The following is a 15,254-nucleotide window of genomic DNA, read 5'->3' as shown; positions in this document are numbered from 1 at the left end:
ACGAAGTGATCTCCAATATCGTATTATACACGAAACATCAACCTTCTGAATGTTTTTTCAGTAAAGTTTGTACAAGTTTTTCCATCTCTTTTAATGTTTCTTTATAAATAGAGAGAGATCCGCCGAACGGATCTGAAATATCCTTACTCATCCCCTCAGTTACTCCATATAATGTATCTACTTTCCCTTCAACACTTGGATAATGCCCAAGGATAATTTCCTTATGGTTTTCCGTCATTGTTACTACAATATCTGCCCAATCAATTAAGGCTTCGTTTACCTGCTGCGAAGCATGATCGATTGCAATTCCCTTTTCAGCTAAAGCTTCCTTTGCATGTACCGACGCATCACTTCCAGGATAGGCGAAAACACCAGCAGATTGCACTTCAAACTTACCTTCTCCATAATGGCGCAGTAACGCCTCAGCCATCGGACTACGGCATGTATTTCCAGTGCAAACAAATAATACTCGTTTCATCTAAACCCACCCCTTTTCTCTATTTCCTTCCTTTTATCATAGCGTACCTTACAATAGAACAAAAGAAATGTGAATATACGAAAGGCGCATTTCTCTTATATTTTTTCTAAGAAAAATGCGCCTTATCCACATATATGTGAAACCCTATTTCCAAGTGCCCAAAGTATTTTACCATATATAAGGAACAGACTACAAAACAAAATAAGGAATCCATTTCATATGAAACGGATTCCTTTCATGTGATAATTATTTCATTGTAACTTTCATTACTTCTGTTGAACCTTTTGTAGCAGTTACACCTACAGTTGTCTTAATAGACTCAGCTGCATCTGTGTTTGTAATAACGATTGGAGTAATTGTGCTTTTCGCTTTTTCACGAATTAATTCTAAGTCGAATGAGATTAATTTATCTCCAGCTTTTACAGCTTGTCCTTCAGAAACGTGAGCTTCAAAACCTTCGCCTTCCATTTTTACAGTTTCTAATCCAACGTGGATTAAAATTTCTGTGCCGTTTTTCGCTTTAATTCCAATTGCATGTTTCGTATGGAATAATTGTACGATTTCACCATCAACCGGAGATACAACTACACCTTCAGTAGGATCGATTGCAACACCGTCACCCATCATACGACCAGCGAATACTGGATCTGGTACTTCTTCAATATTTTTCACCGCTCCAGTTAATGGAGCTACAATTGTTTCTTCATTTGTTTTTGAACCAAGACCGAATAATTTTTTAAACATAGGATAGTCCTCCTTATAATTTACCTAAAAGTTTATAGGGCAATCTCTATTAAAGATCAGAATAAACGTAAGACTTCATACTTCGAATATTATACTGTAAAAACGCTTTCGAAATAAATTACGTCATTGCTACTAGACTCTTATTGTAGCGTCTCACAAAATTCCAGTCAATTCTGATTGTCTGAATAACAATAAGAAGTTAACTTCTACTTATATTTTCTCTTTTTTTACCCAACTTGTCTAGAGGTCTTTACTACATTTTATTTTTTGTCGCTAATTTGTAAAATTAATTTCAAACTTTTTTCGAAATCCACTTGACTAAAGTAAGTAACTATTTTATTATTACTTACGTAAGATAAGTTAATAACTTTTAGGAGGTTTTCAAAAATGATGGATTTCGGTCTTCTTATTATTCGTCTTATTATAGGTATTACATTCATGGGTCATGGTGCTCAAAAATTATTTGGTTGGTTCGGCGGTTACGGTTTAAAAGGAACAGGTGGCTGGATGGAATCCATCGGTTTACGCCCTGGTGTATTTATGGCATTTATGGCTGGCGCAACTGAACTATTAGGTGGTTTCTTATTCGCATCAGGTATTTTCACTGCAATCGGTTCATTATTTATCGTTGGAACAATGTTAATGGCGATCTTCACTGTTCATGGAAAAAACGGTTACTGGGTAACTCAAAATGGATATGAATATAACTTAATGTTAATCGCTGTTGCTATCGGTGTAGCTTTAATCGGTCCTGGCGCATACGTTTTACTATAATTTTTATCTTGAATTCGAGATTATTTAGGTGGAACTTACTTCATTGTGGTTGAAGTAAGTTCTTTTTATGTAATAAAAATATTATTTTCAGCAGGAGTTTTCCACTAACATCTTGTAAACAAACAATAAGTCGTCATATTTAGAAAGGGGATTTCAATCATGTTATCCATTAATCCAAATGAACAATCGGAAAAAGAGAATTACAAATTACTTACAGGAAGTATTATTCCACGCCCTGTCGCATTCGTTACTTCTGTAACAAAAGACGGCGTCTTAAACGGTGCACCATATAGTTACTTCAACATCGTTGCTGCAAATCCACCACTTATTTCAGTTTCTGTACAACGAAAAGCTGGAGAAAGAAAAGACACTTCCCGAAACGCAATTGAAAAAGGAGAATTTGTCGTACATATCTCTGATGAATCATATGTAGCGGCAATTAACGAAACAGCAGCAAATCTCCCTCCAAATGAAAGTGAAATTGAATTAGCAAAATTAACACCAATTGAAAGTGATGTCATCTCCGTTCCAGGTGTAAAAGAAGCAAATATTCGAATGGAATGCGTGCTAGAACGCGCAATCCCCCTTGGCGGAACAGAAGACTCACCAGCTTGCGATTTACTAATCGGACGCGTCGTTCGCTTCCACGTCGCAGACCACCTATACGAAAAAGGACGCATTCACGCAGAAGGACTAAAACCAGTAAGCCGCCTAGCAGGACACAACTACGCAAAACTAGGAGAACAATTTGAATTAGTGAGGCCAGTTTAAAAGTGGAAGGGGCCCGTTTAGCTCTGACCAGCTAAGGTTCTCTCGCACAAAAGGTGCTTTTTACCTTTCGTGCGGGAGGTTCTTAGATGCGAAGAGCTGGCCACTGGAGCTGGATAATATCTAAAAGCGGAAGCGGCTCACTCAGAATCGCAGGCTATTTGGAACTCTCGACCTTGAAGCGTTCTTTGCTTCGAGCGAGAGAGCGAAATGACCGGAGATTCTAGCCGCTGGAGCTGGATAACAACTAAAAGCGAAAACAGCTCGTTCAGAATAGAAGTAACAATAATATAAAAGGGTGTACCAAATTAATTTGGTACACCCTTTTCATAGAAGAAGAAAAATAATTTTCAATATTGGTCATCGACCTCTTTTCCCATTATTGGTCATCGGTAAAAAGTAACAGTGTGATCGGTTATTGGATGATTGGTTGTCCTTTGGCCATCACAAATCTCATTTTTACAAAAGTGGTCTTCTTCTATGCCTTGAAGCGGAGTCTCACCACTTCAAGGTTTAAAAGTATTTTTCACCATCAAAGTCTAGTTCAATGGCGTAGTTTTTCGCATTAATTAAGTTAGATAACCTATTAGCCTGTCTCTCTAACTCTAAACCTTTTACACGATATACTTCAGGATCAAACATGGCTACTTTTACAAGCGATGATGTTTCACCGTAAGAATATACATGTTCTTCTTTCTTACTCACGCCAAACTCTTTACACTTTCGAGCTTTTGCACGTAACTGCGTTGCAAGTTCTATCGCTTCAACAATCGTTATATTCTCTCCGTTGAAATTCACTTCATTTCGGATATTTGCTTCATACATTAATTTATCTAAAAGACGAAAATCAGCGCGAACTTCATCTAGCTCCTGTTCAACTTGTACCAATGTACGCGTCTGTTTTGGAAGTGTATCACCTTTTTCAATTTCAACAAATCCAATTTGGTTCATCTCTTCTTCTAATTCATGTATTCTTTTCGATAATACACTTTTTAATTTTACAGCTTCTGCCAAAGAAATGTTAGACATAGTATCCCCCTTATATCTCTTCTTTCTGCTCCTCTAAAGTAGGTACTTTCTCTTTTTTAGGTTTCCCAAGCTTAATGACTAAGAAATATAGGGAAAGCAATGTAATAAGAAAAACAATTAAAAACGGGTATGGAGAATAAAAAGCACGCGCTGCCTCCGTTTTCCCCGCAACAAACTTCAATGACTCAATATCTAAAAACTCAGCAAACATTTGTACACCGAGCATACTAAACCAAAAAACAAAAAAACTAATAATAATACCAAAAACTTGCTTCAATCTCGTCATCCATCTCATCCTTTCTATATGTTTAATTTTTTAGCGCAATCAGTATAGTACAAACAAAACTATGCACAGAAAGGAACTATCTTACCATTCGCGAATTAATTTAATCCAACCTAAAATTGAAATTTGTAAAATAATACCCCAAATAATAAGTAGTCGTAACCATCTCGGAAAAAAAGTTACAAATCGAATATACCATTCCAATAATTTGTTCATAACGCCCTCCCCCTTAAAATTATATAGGAAAAAGGAGATATAATCCAAATCCAACCAAAATGATACCACCTACTATCTCACCATATGTACCGAGCATACCTTTCGCATGCCTACCAATGAATAAACCAGTCCACGCTAATAACATACTAATAAATCCAAAGAGTAATATCGTAATAACTGTCTGTGCTCCGTAAATACCAAGACTAAGCCCTACTGAAAAACTATCTATACTAACACCAAATGCAAATACGAATAAACTAATTCCAATAGGGGCTGTTCTAGTCTCTTCATTCTCTAAAATAGAGGAATACACAATATAAAATCCTAGTCCTATTAATAAAATAGCACCTGCAAAATGTGCAATGTCTCCATACTGCTCTGATAAAAAACGACCTAATACCATCCCAATAAATGGCATGATAATATGAAATATCCCTATCGTCACACCGATATACAGGATCTGTCTTATCTTTAAGGCCATCATTCCCATACCAAGACTCACCGAAAATGCATCCATCCCTAAGGCGAATGCCATAATTATTAAAGGTATTAGCTGTTCAAACGTCATTCATGTCCCTCCTCGGACGTGCTACTTCACAATATGCTTATCCGAGGAGAAATATTCTGTTTGCTAATCGTACCTTATCATTCAGTAATAATATGATGTCCTGCCGCTTTTGTTAAGCGATTCATAATCGCGTTTCCTATTCCTTCATTCGGGAACGATTCACTAAAAATAACATCCACTTCACTTGCATCAAACGTTCTAAGTACATCATATAATTTAGTCGCAACGCTAGCTAAATCACTTCGAACACCACATGATAATACAACATCCGCATTATATATATGGTGATACTCTTCTGTCGTTAATACACCTACTTTGAATCCTTCTTCCTTCTTCTCATCCACAAGGCGCTGGATAAACTCACGTGATCCTTCAACGATACTGAGCGGCGCTTTCGGTGCATAATGTGTATATTTCATTCCAGGTGATTTAGGTTTTTCCTTCTCATCCTTTAGAGCCGGATCTAAAGAAACCGTGCCAATCACCGCTTCCAATTGTTCTTTCGTAATTCCACCTGGGCGTAATATCGTTGGAACAGCGCTCGTACAATCAATTACAGTCGATTCAACACCGACTCCTGTTGCACCACCATCTACAATACCTGCGATTTTCTCATTTAAATCTTCATATACGTGAGATGCTAACGTCGGACTTGGACGACCTGAACGATTTGCACTAGGTGCTGCAACAGGTACATTTGCCTCTTCAATAAGAGCAAGAGCTACCGGATGATCAGGCATTCTTACTCCAACCGTATTAAGTCCTGCCGTTACCTTCTCTGAAATCCCTTCTTTTCTAGGTAAAATAATTGTTAAAGGGCCCGGCCAAAAATGCTCCATTAACTGTTCTGCAACTGGCGGAATTTCCTTCACAATACCATCTAACTGCGATTTTGTACCGATGTGGACAATAAGTGGATTATCACTCGGTCTTCCTTTCGCCTCAAAAATTTTCGCAATCGCTTCATCATTCATCGCGTTTGCACCTAGTCCATATACCGTTTCTGTAGGGAAGGCAATCGCCTCATTTTCCCTTAATAATTTTGCTGCTTCTTGTAACTGTGGATAATATTTTTTTCTTTCCACAACATTATCCACAACCCACATATTTGTATGCATTTTTTCCCACGTCCTTTTCTACCCTGAAATACTTGTCTATTTTTAGTTTACTATGAGATTTATCCAAAAGACAAACAAGGTTTATCCACAAAATGTGGATAAACCTAATTAATCCGTGGATAACTTTGTGAATAGCTGACAATTTAGTATTATTGCATTTGGCTCTTTTATATTTTTACAAAAGTGTTCTAACTGTCGAATTCCCTCTGGTACGTTCTCTTTCTCTATCGTAACAAAGTCAAAAAACTGAAAGATCGTTATAGATTGTGGATGATTTGTTAGTAAGTACAATTGTCGAATATTTTTTTCTTTCATATACTGCAAAAACATTTCAAAAAAATATAAGAAAGTCTGTTTATCCACATTAGGTGTGAATAAACAAGAACGAATAAGTGCGTTTTCTTCACTTTGTTCATATCCAATGACTGCCCGTATTTCTTCCGCCTCTTCCAAAATCATAAACTGTGCGTACAACTCATTTATTTTATCATCTTTTTTATTAGCTTGTCCGAAAAAAGAATGCAATCTTTCCACATCTGCCTTTGTCGCAAAATATACCTTCTTCATAATAAATCCCTCCTCTTTTTTATATATGAGAAGGGATTTACGAATAGTACTATTTAGAGAATAAAGATGTAAAAGCTTCTACAATAAATAACTTAACTTCCGGCTTTTCTTCTTCCTCCTCTACTTTTACATACTCATTTCGCTTTTCTTGTTTTTGTTCCACAGGTTTCTCCACTTTTTCCACAGTTTTTGTTTCCTCTTTACTTGCAGGTTGTTCTTCTACTTTCGTTTCATTTTTTACTACTTTTTTTTCAGAAGCCGTTACTTTTTTTGCGACTTCCTGCTTTACAACTTTCTTTTCTTTCACCTCATCCTCTTTTTTCTCTTCTGCATTTACTACTTCTTCATCATCTATTTGTTTCACTTGCTCCTCTTCAGGAGATTCAGCCTTCACAACATGTTCTTCTTTCCTTACAGCTGTACCACTTGAAAAATCTAAGAAACACATTGGTGGAAATAGTACACACCACCAGTTTGCCCCTTCACCTTTCCCAATTGTAATTAAGACTGCTTCATATTCCCCTGCCGGATAAATAAAATTCCCATATACCTTTGTAGGAAACTTTACATTTTTACTGAATTTCACTTGAAATGAATCTTTACTTCCTTCTTTTTTCAACGTATTTGCTACTGTTTTTTCGATTTCTGGAATATGACTTTGAATGACCTTGCGTGCCTCTTCAAATGAAGTTAAATCAGCTACCCATCCATCAATTTGTGCTTTTACTTCATCACGCACTTTGCGCTTTAACGCCTGGTCTTTATCTGAATCACTATTTGCTAAAATCCGTAATCGAACGGCCTCTTTCGGAATAACTGAAGGCCCTTTCGCATCAGCTTTCATATATCCAAACTGCACAAGTAACTGTGCACCAATTAATAATAGAAGAAGATAAGCAATAACTTGTTTTTTCATTTCCTCCACCGTCCCTTCTACAAACAGTGTGGACAGACTTTCATCTTTCTAAACTATTAAATTCAAAATCTATATGAATTTTTCCACAAAAAAAATAGAGTAAGGTGTAAACCTTACTCCATCTCCGCAAATACCATACGATCTTTTCCATTAATATCAAAAACAACCTCAACATGAGCATGTGGAAATGCTTGTTGTAACAGCCCTTTCACGTCCTCACCTTGCCCTACCCCAATTTCAAATGCGACAATTGCTTTCTTCTGCAACACATTCGGCAACTCTTCCATAAAGCGGCGATAGAAATCTAATCCGTCTTCACCACCAACAAGCGCTCTCTTTGGCTCATGCTCTTTCACCACGGGAGAAAGACCACGCCAATCTTCTTCCGGTATATATGGAGGATTTGAAACAACAACATCTAACTTTTGACCCGTTTCATAAAATGGTGATAATAAATCACCATGATAGAACGTTACTTCTGCGCCCAAAGTTTTCGCATTTTCTTTTGCAACTTCAATCGACTCCTGCGCAATATCTACCGTATACACATGAAGATTTTTATTTTCTAAAGCAAGTGTAATCGAAATTGCTCCGCTACCTGTACCAATATCTGCTACATGTATTTTCTCATCACCAAAATGACGCTCGATTCTTTCTAACACTCCTACTATAAGCTCTTCTGTTTCTGGTCTTGGTATTAATACTTCTTCATTCACAAAGAACGATCTTCCATAAAACATTTCATGACCAATCATATATTGAATAGGAATACCTTCTACATGCTTGTGGATAAACTCTGTAAAACTTTTTTCTTGTTCCGCAGTTATTTCTTCACGCATGTTCATCAATAATCCTGTTCTATTCGTCTTTAATACATGACAAAGGACAATTTCTCCCGCATTTTCATCTCGTCCATTCTCCTGTAAAAAAGAAGAAGCCCATTTCAGGGCTTCATAGACACGCATTACTCAGCTGCCTCCATCCTTTGAGCCTGATCTTCCATTACTAAGGCATTGATGAAATCATCTAACTTACCTTGTAAGATTTGATCTAACTTTTGAATCGTTAAACCGATTCGATGGTCTGTAACACGGTTTTGCGGGAAGTTATACGTACGAATACGCTCTGAACGATCACCCGTACCAACAGCTTGTTTACGGTTTTGATCATACTCAGCTTGTGCTTCTTGTCTAAACTTATCATAAACACGTGCGCGTAATACTTTCATCGCTTTTTCTTTATTCTTAATTTGTGATTTCTCATCCTGACATGATACAACTACACCAGTCGGTAAATGCGTTAAACGTACCGCTGACATCGTTGTATTAACGCTCTGTCCACCAGGTCCACTAGAAGCGAATGTATCAACACGAACATCTTTCTCATGAATATCAATTTCTACTTCTTCTGCCTCTGGTAATACAGCTACAGTTGCTGTAGATGTATGGATACGTCCACCAGATTCCGTTTCAGGAACACGTTGTACACGGTGAGCGCCATTCTCGAATTTCAGCTTCGCGAAAGCACCTTTACCGTTAATCATAAAGATAATCTCTTTATATCCACCTAACTCTGTATAGCTAGCCTCGATAATCTCCGTTTTCCAACCTTGCACCTCAGCATAACGGCTATACATACGATATAAGTCACCAGCAAATAAAGCGGCCTCGTCGCCACCAGCAGCTCCACGAACCTCAACGATAACGTTCTTATCATCGTTAGGGTCTTTTGGTACAAGTAAAATTTTCAGACGCTCTGATAATGTTTTTTCTTGTGATTCTAACTCAGAAACCTCTTCTTTTACCATTTCACGCATTTCTGCGTCTAACTTATCTTCTAACATTGCTTTCGCATCTTTTAATTGCTCACGAACATCCTTATACTCACGATACACCTCTACCGTTTCCTGTATATCAGACTGTTCCTTTGAATATTCACGAAGCTTATTTGAATCACTAATAATTGCTGGGTCGCTTAGCAATTCATTTAACTTCTCATAACGATTTTCTACAGCTTGCAAACGATCTAACACATCATTCACCTCTACATCCTAGTATCTAATACAAATAGTATATGGTACTTACTCAAAAAAACGCAAATTATATTTAAAAGCGTAAGCGGCTTGCTCAGAATCGCAGGCCATTGGAACCCTCTCGCTTGAAGTACTTTTTGCTTCAAGCGAGAGAGTGAAATGGCCGGAGATTCTAGCCGCTGGAGCTAGATATTACAACTTAAAGCGCAAGTGGCTCACACCACTCACACTCTCTATTCTGAAAAAAACCCGCCTTGCGCAGCGAGTTTTACTTATCTTTGTTTGTAGGAACTGCATGACAATGACGACAGCGTGGTTCATACGATTCTGAAGCACCAACTAAAATAATCGGATCATCAAATGCCGCTGGTTCTCCATCAATTAATCGTTGTGTACGACTTGCCGGAGATCCACATGCAGAACATACTGCTTGTAGTTTTGTTACATGTTCAGCAATCGCCATCAGCTGAGGAACTTGTCCAAATGGTAGACCACGGAAATCTTGGTCTAAACCAGCTACAATGACACGATAGCCACGATTTGCCAATACTTGCACCACTTCCACAATGTCCCCATCAAAGAATTGCACCTCATCGATTGCAATTACATCCATTTCTTCAGTGATATGTTCAAATATATCTTTTGAAGCTGAAACAGGAACTGCTTTTACCTTTAATCCGTTATGTGATACAACGTCTTCTTCACTATAGCGATTATCAATACATGGTTTAAATACAATTGCATGTTGTTTCGCAAATTGCGTACGACGCACACGGCGGATAAGCTCTTCTGATTTACCAGAAAACATACTACCGCAAATCACTTCAATCCAACCGTTCTGATTTATTAAGTACATGAAGCTCTCCTTTCATCTACTTTTTAATTAAAAGTAGGGTAAAGGTATAATATTTTCGCAAAAAAAACAGACAAGCGAATAGATACACTTGCCTGTTTTATGTTTTTATTACTTAAGACCGTATTTCTTATTGAAGCGGTCAACGCGTCCGTCTGCAGTAGCAAACTTCTGACGTCCAGTGTAGAATGGGTGAGAATCAGAACTGATCTCAACTTTTAGTAATGGATAAGTGTTACCATCTTCCCACTCAACAGTTTCGTTAGATCCTCTAGTAGATCCGCTTAAGAATTTGAAGCCTGTGTTTGTGTCCATGAATACAACTTTCTTGTAATCTGGGTGAATTCCTGCTTTCATTCTTTTCATCTCCTTCCGCCCTGAATCATTTTCGAAACAGAGTTTTTCATCTTCAGCTGCATACACAACTATATTGATGAAACACATATGATGAAATTATAACAAGGCTAACTTCATTTTGCAACTACCTGTTTTTGTCTTTTTAATTTTAAAAGCGCAAGCGGCTCGTTCAGAATGGGAGGGGGATGGAGCTTCTGACGTAGAGGCGCTTTTTGCCTCGTAGGAAGACGCGAAGCCACCGACCATTCTAGCCGCTGAAGCTGGATATTATCTTAAAATGGAGGCCACTCATCCAACTAGAACCAACTAATGCCCTTCCACTCATCTCTCTTTAAGATCACCTAAAAAACATAAAAAACTCGCTTACCATAAAATAAGCGAGTCCCAATCTTTTCCCTTTACTTCGTTGTTACATATCTTTTCGAATCTGCAACAATGTTTTGTAAAAATTCTTCATTTGTCTTTGTTTGACGAAGTTTACGTAAGAAACCTTCAACAAAGTCTGGTGTATCACGCATTGTTTTACGAATACCCCATAGTTTGTCTAAATGTTCTTTCGGAATTAATAGATCCTCTTTACGTGTACCAGAACGGCGAATATCAATTGCCGGGAAGATACGACGCTCAGCTAATGAACGATCTAAATGAAGTTCCATATTTCCAGTTCCTTTAAATTCTTCGTAAATTACATCGTCCATACGAGATCCTGTATCAACAAGAGCTGTTGCTAAAATTGTTAAGCTACCGCCTTCTTCGATATTACGTGCAGCTCCAAAGAAACGCTTCGGTCTATGGAAGGCAGCTGGGTCGATACCACCCGATAATGTTCTACCACTTGGCGGAATAACAAGGTTGTAAGCTCGCGCTAAACGGGTAATACTATCCATTAAAATGATAACATCTTTTTTGTGCTCTACAAGACGCATTGCACGTTCTAACACAAGTTCTGCTACTTTAATATGATTTTCTGGTACTTCATCAAAAGTAGAGCTTACAACATCTCCTTTAACAGAACGTTCAATATCTGTTACTTCCTCTGGACGCTCATCAATTAAAAGGACAATTAATTCAGCTTCCGGATGATTTGTTGTAACACTGTGTGCGATTTCTTTTAATAGACTAGTTTTACCAGCCTTTGGAGGCGCGACAATTAAACCACGTTGTCCAAATCCAACTGGTGCAATTAAATCCATGATGCGTGTCGGTAACTTTTTCGGTTCCGTTTCCAATTTCATTTGGCGATCTGGGTATAATGGTGTTAATGCAGGGAAATGCACACGCTCTTTTGCTGACTCTGGATCATCTCCGTTTACAGCTTCAACTTGTAATAACCCAAAGTAGCGTTCATTTTCTTTCGGAGGTCGTACTTTACCAGAAACCTTATCTCCATTACGTAAATCGAAACGACGAATTTGCGAAGCTGAGATATAAATATCTTCTGAGCTTGGAGAGTAGTTGATAGGACGTAGGAATCCAAATCCTTCTGATTGAATAATTTCTAATACGCCTTCCATGAAGAAGAAACCTTCTTTTTCTGCTCGAGCTTTTAAAATGGCGAAGATTAACTCTTTTTTCGTTAATTTGCTATAATACGAAATTTTAAATTCTTTCGCAAGCTCGTATAACTCTTTTAATTTCATGTTTTCTAATGCTGCAATTGACAAATTCATTCAGACACCACACTTTAACGTTATTCTCTTTTCACATGGGTAAAGGGAAAAAATACGGAAGGCAAATAATTAATAATGAAAGGCAATAAGTTCAAGTAGGGTAATATTCACTATTGTAACCCTTTTATCTAGTTTTAATCAATACGTTGAAACACAAATACAAGAAGCGAAGACAAGAAAATTTGTCTTCGCTTTTTATTTAATCTAGTTTCATCAGCTAGAATGGTCGGTGGCTTCACTTCTTCCTACGAGGCAAAAAGCGCCTCTTCGTCAGAAGCTCCATCCCCCTCCCATTCTGAACGAGCTGCCTACGCTTTTTACTTAATCCAGCTCCGGTGGCTAGAAGGATCAGTCATTTCACCCCTTCCTGCGAGGCACAAAACGCCTCTTCGTCAGGAGTTCCAATGCCTTCCCCTTCTGAGCAAGCCACCTCCGCTTTTTACTTAATAACCAAGTTCGGTTTTTTATTTAAGCTGTGACGTCCGTCTACGAAGCGTACTGTGCCTGATTTTGCACGCATAACAAGAGATTGTGTTGTTCCTACGCTACCTTTAAATTGAACGCCGCGTAGTAGTTCTCCGTCTGTTACGCCTGTTGCTGCGAAGATTGCATCGTCACCTTTTACTAAGTCCTCCATGCGAAGGATGCGGTTGATGTCTTCTATGCCCATCTTTTTGCAACGCGCCAATTCAGCTTCGTTTTGTGGTAATAATTTCCCGTGAATTTCTCCACCTAAACATTTTAATGCAACTGCCGCTAATACACCCTCAGGCGCACCACCAGATCCGAATAAAATATCTACACCTGTACGATCAAATGCGGTGTTGATTGCACCAGCTACGTCTCCATCATTAATCAATTTAATGCGAGCACCAGCTTTACGAATTTCTTCAATAATTGCTTGATGACGTGGACGGTTTAAAACTGTCGCTACAACATCTTCAATATCTTTGTTTTTCGCTTTCGCAACTGCACGTAAGTTATCGATAATAGGCGCATCAATATCGACCGCCCCAACCGCTTCTGGGCCAACCGCGATTTTATCCATGTACATGTCAGGAGCATGTAACAAATTACCATGATCTGCAATTGCAATAACAGCAAGAGCATTCCATCCACCAGCTGCTACAATGTTTGTCCCTTCTAAAGGATCAACTGCAACGTCTACACGCGGACCATATCCTGTACCTAATTTTTCTCCGATATATAGCATTGGTGCTTCATCCATTTCACCTTCACCAATTACAACTGTACCTTTCATCGGAATTGTATCAAATACATCACGCATAGCTGATGTTGCTGCACCGTCTGCCTCATCCTTTTTCCCGCGTCCCATCCAACGCGCTGATGATAAAGCTGCAGCCTCTGTTACACGTACTAACTCCATAGATAAACTTCTTTCCACGATAATCCCTCTCCTTTAAGTCTTTATATTTCTGCCGTATTTTGTGAACCGTGTTTTTCTATAAAGTGTACTTCCGCAAGTAGTGATGCTTCGCTTCCCCCTCGCGGAAGTATCACTTATGCGTTCTTCATTTCTTCAATTTCTTGCTTTGTCATTTGTTCTCGCCAAATGTTTGCACCAAGCCCTTTAAGCTTGTCTACTATATTTTCATAGCCACGATCAATATGCTCAAGTCCGGTTACTTCTGTAATTCCATCCGCCATCAATCCTGCAATAACAAGAGCTGCTCCAGCTCGCAAATCACTCGCTTTCACTTTTGCACCTTGTAATAAAACAGGACCAGTTACGATAGCTGACCGACCTTCTACTTTAATTTGCGCATTCATGCGACGTAATTCATCAATATGTTTAAAACGTGCGCCATAAATCGTATCCGTTACAACACCCGTTCCATGCGCCTTTGTTAAAAGTGTTGTAAATGGCTGTTGTAAATCTGTTGGGAAACCTGGATATACAAGCGTTTTTATATCAACTACTTTTAATCTTCTATCACCGTTCACTGTAATCTGGTCATCATTCGTTTCAACTTGGACACCAGCTTCTCTTAATTTTGCAGTAACTGACTCCAAATGCTGAGGAATAACATTATCAACTGTTACTTCTCCTCCTGACGCAGCACCTAAAATCATATACGTACCCGCTTCAATACGATCTGGAATGATCGTATGATGACAACCGTGCAATGAATCCACACCATCAATTCGGATTACATCTGTACCAGCACCTTTAATGCGTGCTCCCATGCTAGTTAACAGTGTAGCTACATCAATAATCTCTGGTTCTTTCGCTGCGTTTTCAATAACAGTTCTACCTTTCGCTCGTACAGCTGCTAGCATAATATTAATCGTAGCTCCTACACTAACAACATCTAAATAAATACGTGCCCCTCGTAGTTCATCTGCTCTTAAATAGATAGCACCTTGTTCATTCGTAACATGTGCACCTAACGCTTCAAATCCTTTAATGTGCTGATCAATCGGCCTCGGTCCTAAGTGACATCCACCTGGAAGCCCAATAACAGCTTTTTTAAAACGGCCAAGCATCGCACCCATTAAATAATAAGAAGCACGCAATTTTTTCACTTTTCCATTTGGTAAAGGCATTGCAACCATGTTAGAAGGATCGACTACCATCTCTTCCTCCTGTCCATACGTTACTCTTCCTCCAATTTCCTCTAGTAAGTCTCCTAACATTTTCACGTCCGAAATATTAGGGACACCACCAATAGTTACTGGAGTATCTGCTAAAATTGTCGCTGGAATTAATGCAACAGCGCTGTTCTTTGCACCACTCACACGAATTGTTCCATTTAAAGCTCTTCCGCCTTCAATTAGCAATTTTTCCATATTGAGCTCCCTTCTTGTGAATGTATTTACTTTCTATAATTTTATAGAAAGCTCCCCCTTAAGAATCTCA

Annotated in this window: 18 protein-coding genes; 2 read left to right on the top strand and 16 right to left on the bottom strand. The window is 38.4% G+C overall.

Going from position 1 to position 15,254, the window contains the following annotated elements; all coding sequences use genetic code 11:
- Positions 1-37: 37 nt before the first annotated feature.
- A complete protein-coding gene (locus tag ACTFNE_RS18400) occupies positions 38-478 on the bottom strand; it encodes a low molecular weight protein arginine phosphatase (RefSeq protein ID WP_046198002.1) in 441 nt (146 codons plus the stop codon).
- A gap of 246 nt (positions 479-724) precedes the next feature.
- A complete protein-coding gene (locus tag ACTFNE_RS18395; RefSeq protein WP_000473666.1) occupies positions 725-1,222 on the bottom strand; it encodes a PTS sugar transporter subunit IIA in 498 nt (165 codons plus the stop codon).
- A gap of 387 nt (positions 1,223-1,609) precedes the next feature.
- Here ACTFNE_RS18395 and ACTFNE_RS18390 point away from each other — a divergent pair, with 387 nt between their 5' ends.
- Both ACTFNE_RS18390 and ACTFNE_RS18385 read left to right on the top strand, forming a co-directional pair.
- The gene (locus tag ACTFNE_RS18390; protein WP_000968618.1) at positions 1,610-1,996 is read left to right on the top strand and encodes a DoxX family protein; all 387 of its coding nucleotides are present in this window, start codon (positions 1,610-1,612) and stop codon (positions 1,994-1,996) included.
- A 159-nt stretch (positions 1,997-2,155) separates the two neighbouring features.
- On the top strand, positions 2,156-2,767 hold the full coding sequence (locus ACTFNE_RS18385) for a flavin reductase family protein (protein ID WP_270705217.1): 612 nt from the start codon (positions 2,156-2,158) through the stop codon (positions 2,765-2,767).
- 510 nt (positions 2,768-3,277) lie between these two features.
- Here ACTFNE_RS18385 and ACTFNE_RS18380 read toward each other — a convergent pair.
- From ACTFNE_RS18380 to murA, 14 genes are all read right to left on the bottom strand, one after another.
- A complete protein-coding gene (locus tag ACTFNE_RS18380) occupies positions 3,278-3,793 on the bottom strand; it encodes a hypothetical protein (protein WP_000065590.1) in 516 nt (171 codons plus the stop codon).
- 10 nt (positions 3,794-3,803) lie between these two features.
- Positions 3,804-4,079 carry a DUF3935 domain-containing protein gene (locus tag ACTFNE_RS18375; RefSeq protein ID WP_000197477.1) on the bottom strand — a complete coding sequence of 92 codons (276 nt, stop codon included), beginning with the start codon at positions 4,077-4,079 and terminating at the stop codon, positions 3,804-3,806.
- Between the two features lie 81 nt (positions 4,080-4,160).
- The gene (locus tag ACTFNE_RS18370) at positions 4,161-4,292 is read right to left on the bottom strand and encodes a hypothetical protein (protein WP_001037626.1); all 132 of its coding nucleotides are present in this window, start codon (positions 4,290-4,292) and stop codon (positions 4,161-4,163) included.
- A gap of 19 nt (positions 4,293-4,311) precedes the next feature.
- Positions 4,312-4,860 (bottom strand): manganese efflux pump MntP, encoded by a 549-nt coding sequence (locus ACTFNE_RS18365; protein ID WP_000142468.1) that lies wholly within the window; start codon positions 4,858-4,860, stop codon positions 4,312-4,314.
- 77 nt (positions 4,861-4,937) lie between these two features.
- Positions 4,938-5,978 carry an L-threonylcarbamoyladenylate synthase gene (locus tag ACTFNE_RS18360; protein ID WP_270705215.1) on the bottom strand — a complete coding sequence of 347 codons (1,041 nt, stop codon included), beginning with the start codon at positions 5,976-5,978 and terminating at the stop codon, positions 4,938-4,940.
- 108 nt (positions 5,979-6,086) lie between these two features.
- The gene (locus ACTFNE_RS18355; protein ID WP_000758435.1) at positions 6,087-6,545 is read right to left on the bottom strand and encodes a mechanosensitive ion channel protein; all 459 of its coding nucleotides are present in this window, start codon (positions 6,543-6,545) and stop codon (positions 6,087-6,089) included.
- A 49-nt stretch (positions 6,546-6,594) separates the two neighbouring features.
- Positions 6,595-7,461: a stage II sporulation protein R gene (gene spoIIR / locus ACTFNE_RS18350; RefSeq protein WP_046198083.1), complete on the bottom strand. Its 867-nt coding sequence runs from the start codon at positions 7,459-7,461 to the stop codon at positions 6,595-6,597.
- A 113-nt stretch (positions 7,462-7,574) separates the two neighbouring features.
- On the bottom strand, positions 7,575-8,426 hold the full coding sequence (prmC, locus tag ACTFNE_RS18345; protein ID WP_001267033.1) for a peptide chain release factor N(5)-glutamine methyltransferase: 852 nt from the start codon (positions 8,424-8,426) through the stop codon (positions 7,575-7,577).
- A complete protein-coding gene (prfA, locus tag ACTFNE_RS18340; RefSeq protein ID WP_000887065.1) occupies positions 8,426-9,493 on the bottom strand; it encodes a peptide chain release factor 1 in 1,068 nt (355 codons plus the stop codon). The genes prmC and prfA overlap by 1 nt, the downstream gene beginning before the upstream one ends.
- A gap of 268 nt (positions 9,494-9,761) precedes the next feature.
- On the bottom strand, positions 9,762-10,349 hold the full coding sequence (locus tag ACTFNE_RS18335) for a thymidine kinase (protein ID WP_000280862.1): 588 nt from the start codon (positions 10,347-10,349) through the stop codon (positions 9,762-9,764).
- Positions 10,350-10,457: 108 nt separating this feature from the next.
- A complete protein-coding gene (locus tag ACTFNE_RS18330) occupies positions 10,458-10,703 on the bottom strand; it encodes a type B 50S ribosomal protein L31 (protein ID WP_000643437.1) in 246 nt (81 codons plus the stop codon).
- A 398-nt stretch (positions 10,704-11,101) separates the two neighbouring features.
- Positions 11,102-12,373 carry a transcription termination factor Rho gene (gene rho, locus ACTFNE_RS18325; protein WP_001053898.1) on the bottom strand — a complete coding sequence of 424 codons (1,272 nt, stop codon included), beginning with the start codon at positions 12,371-12,373 and terminating at the stop codon, positions 11,102-11,104.
- Positions 12,374-12,812: 439 nt separating this feature from the next.
- Positions 12,813-13,778, bottom strand: coding sequence for a class II fructose-bisphosphatase (gene glpX, locus ACTFNE_RS18320; protein WP_000442336.1), 966 nt, complete (start codon positions 13,776-13,778; stop codon positions 12,813-12,815).
- Positions 13,779-13,894: 116 nt separating this feature from the next.
- Positions 13,895-15,184 carry a UDP-N-acetylglucosamine 1-carboxyvinyltransferase gene (gene murA, locus ACTFNE_RS18315; RefSeq protein WP_000413260.1) on the bottom strand — a complete coding sequence of 430 codons (1,290 nt, stop codon included), beginning with the start codon at positions 15,182-15,184 and terminating at the stop codon, positions 13,895-13,897.
- Between the last annotated feature and the right edge of the window lie 70 nt (positions 15,185-15,254).

The organism is Bacillus cereus group sp. MYBKT111-2, assembly GCF_051915205.1.
Lineage (GTDB): Bacteria > Bacillota > Bacilli > Bacillales > Bacillaceae_G > Bacillus_A > Bacillus_A paranthracis.
The sequence above is the reverse complement of the archived record's forward strand: the minus strand, read 5'-3'. Positions and strand labels throughout refer to the sequence as shown.

What these genes read in the sequence shown, in the direction of transcription:
- ACTFNE_RS18395 (WP_000473666.1), bottom strand. Translation starts at nt 1,222, where the DNA reads ATGTTTAAAAAATTATTCGGTCTTGGTTCAAAAACAAATGAAGAAACA.
- ACTFNE_RS18365 (WP_000142468.1), bottom strand. Translation starts at nt 4,860, where the DNA reads ATGACGTTTGAACAGCTAATACCTTTAATAATTATGGCATTCGCCTTA.
- murA (WP_000413260.1), bottom strand. Translation starts at nt 15,184, where the DNA reads ATGGAAAAATTGCTAATTGAAGGCGGAAGAGCTTTAAATGGAACAATT.
- ACTFNE_RS18380 (WP_000065590.1), bottom strand. Translation starts at nt 3,793, where the DNA reads ATGTCTAACATTTCTTTGGCAGAAGCTGTAAAATTAAAAAGTGTATTA.
- spoIIR (WP_046198083.1), bottom strand. Translation starts at nt 7,461, where the DNA reads ATGAAAAAACAAGTTATTGCTTATCTTCTTCTATTATTAATTGGTGCA.
- prmC (WP_001267033.1), bottom strand. Translation starts at nt 8,426, where the DNA reads ATGCGTGTCTATGAAGCCCTGAAATGGGCTTCTTCTTTTTTACAGGAG.
- ACTFNE_RS18375 (WP_000197477.1), bottom strand. Translation starts at nt 4,079, where the DNA reads ATGACGAGATTGAAGCAAGTTTTTGGTATTATTATTAGTTTTTTTGTT.
- ACTFNE_RS18335 (WP_000280862.1), bottom strand. Translation starts at nt 10,349, where the DNA reads ATGTACTTAATAAATCAGAACGGTTGGATTGAAGTGATTTGCGGTAGT.
- ACTFNE_RS18330 (WP_000643437.1), bottom strand. Translation starts at nt 10,703, where the DNA reads ATGAAAGCAGGAATTCACCCAGATTACAAGAAAGTTGTATTCATGGAC.
- rho (WP_001053898.1), bottom strand. Translation starts at nt 12,373, where the DNA reads ATGAATTTGTCAATTGCAGCATTAGAAAACATGAAATTAAAAGAGTTA.
- ACTFNE_RS18355 (WP_000758435.1), bottom strand. Translation starts at nt 6,545, where the DNA reads ATGAAGAAGGTATATTTTGCGACAAAGGCAGATGTGGAAAGATTGCAT.
- ACTFNE_RS18385 (WP_270705217.1), top strand. Translation starts at nt 2,156, where the DNA reads ATGTTATCCATTAATCCAAATGAACAATCGGAAAAAGAGAATTACAAA.
- ACTFNE_RS18400 (WP_046198002.1), bottom strand. Translation starts at nt 478, where the DNA reads ATGAAACGAGTATTATTTGTTTGCACTGGAAATACATGCCGTAGTCCG.
- ACTFNE_RS18390 (WP_000968618.1), top strand. Translation starts at nt 1,610, where the DNA reads ATGATGGATTTCGGTCTTCTTATTATTCGTCTTATTATAGGTATTACA.
- ACTFNE_RS18360 (WP_270705215.1), bottom strand. Translation starts at nt 5,978, where the DNA reads ATGCATACAAATATGTGGGTTGTGGATAATGTTGTGGAAAGAAAAAAA.
- ACTFNE_RS18370 (WP_001037626.1), bottom strand. Translation starts at nt 4,292, where the DNA reads ATGAACAAATTATTGGAATGGTATATTCGATTTGTAACTTTTTTTCCG.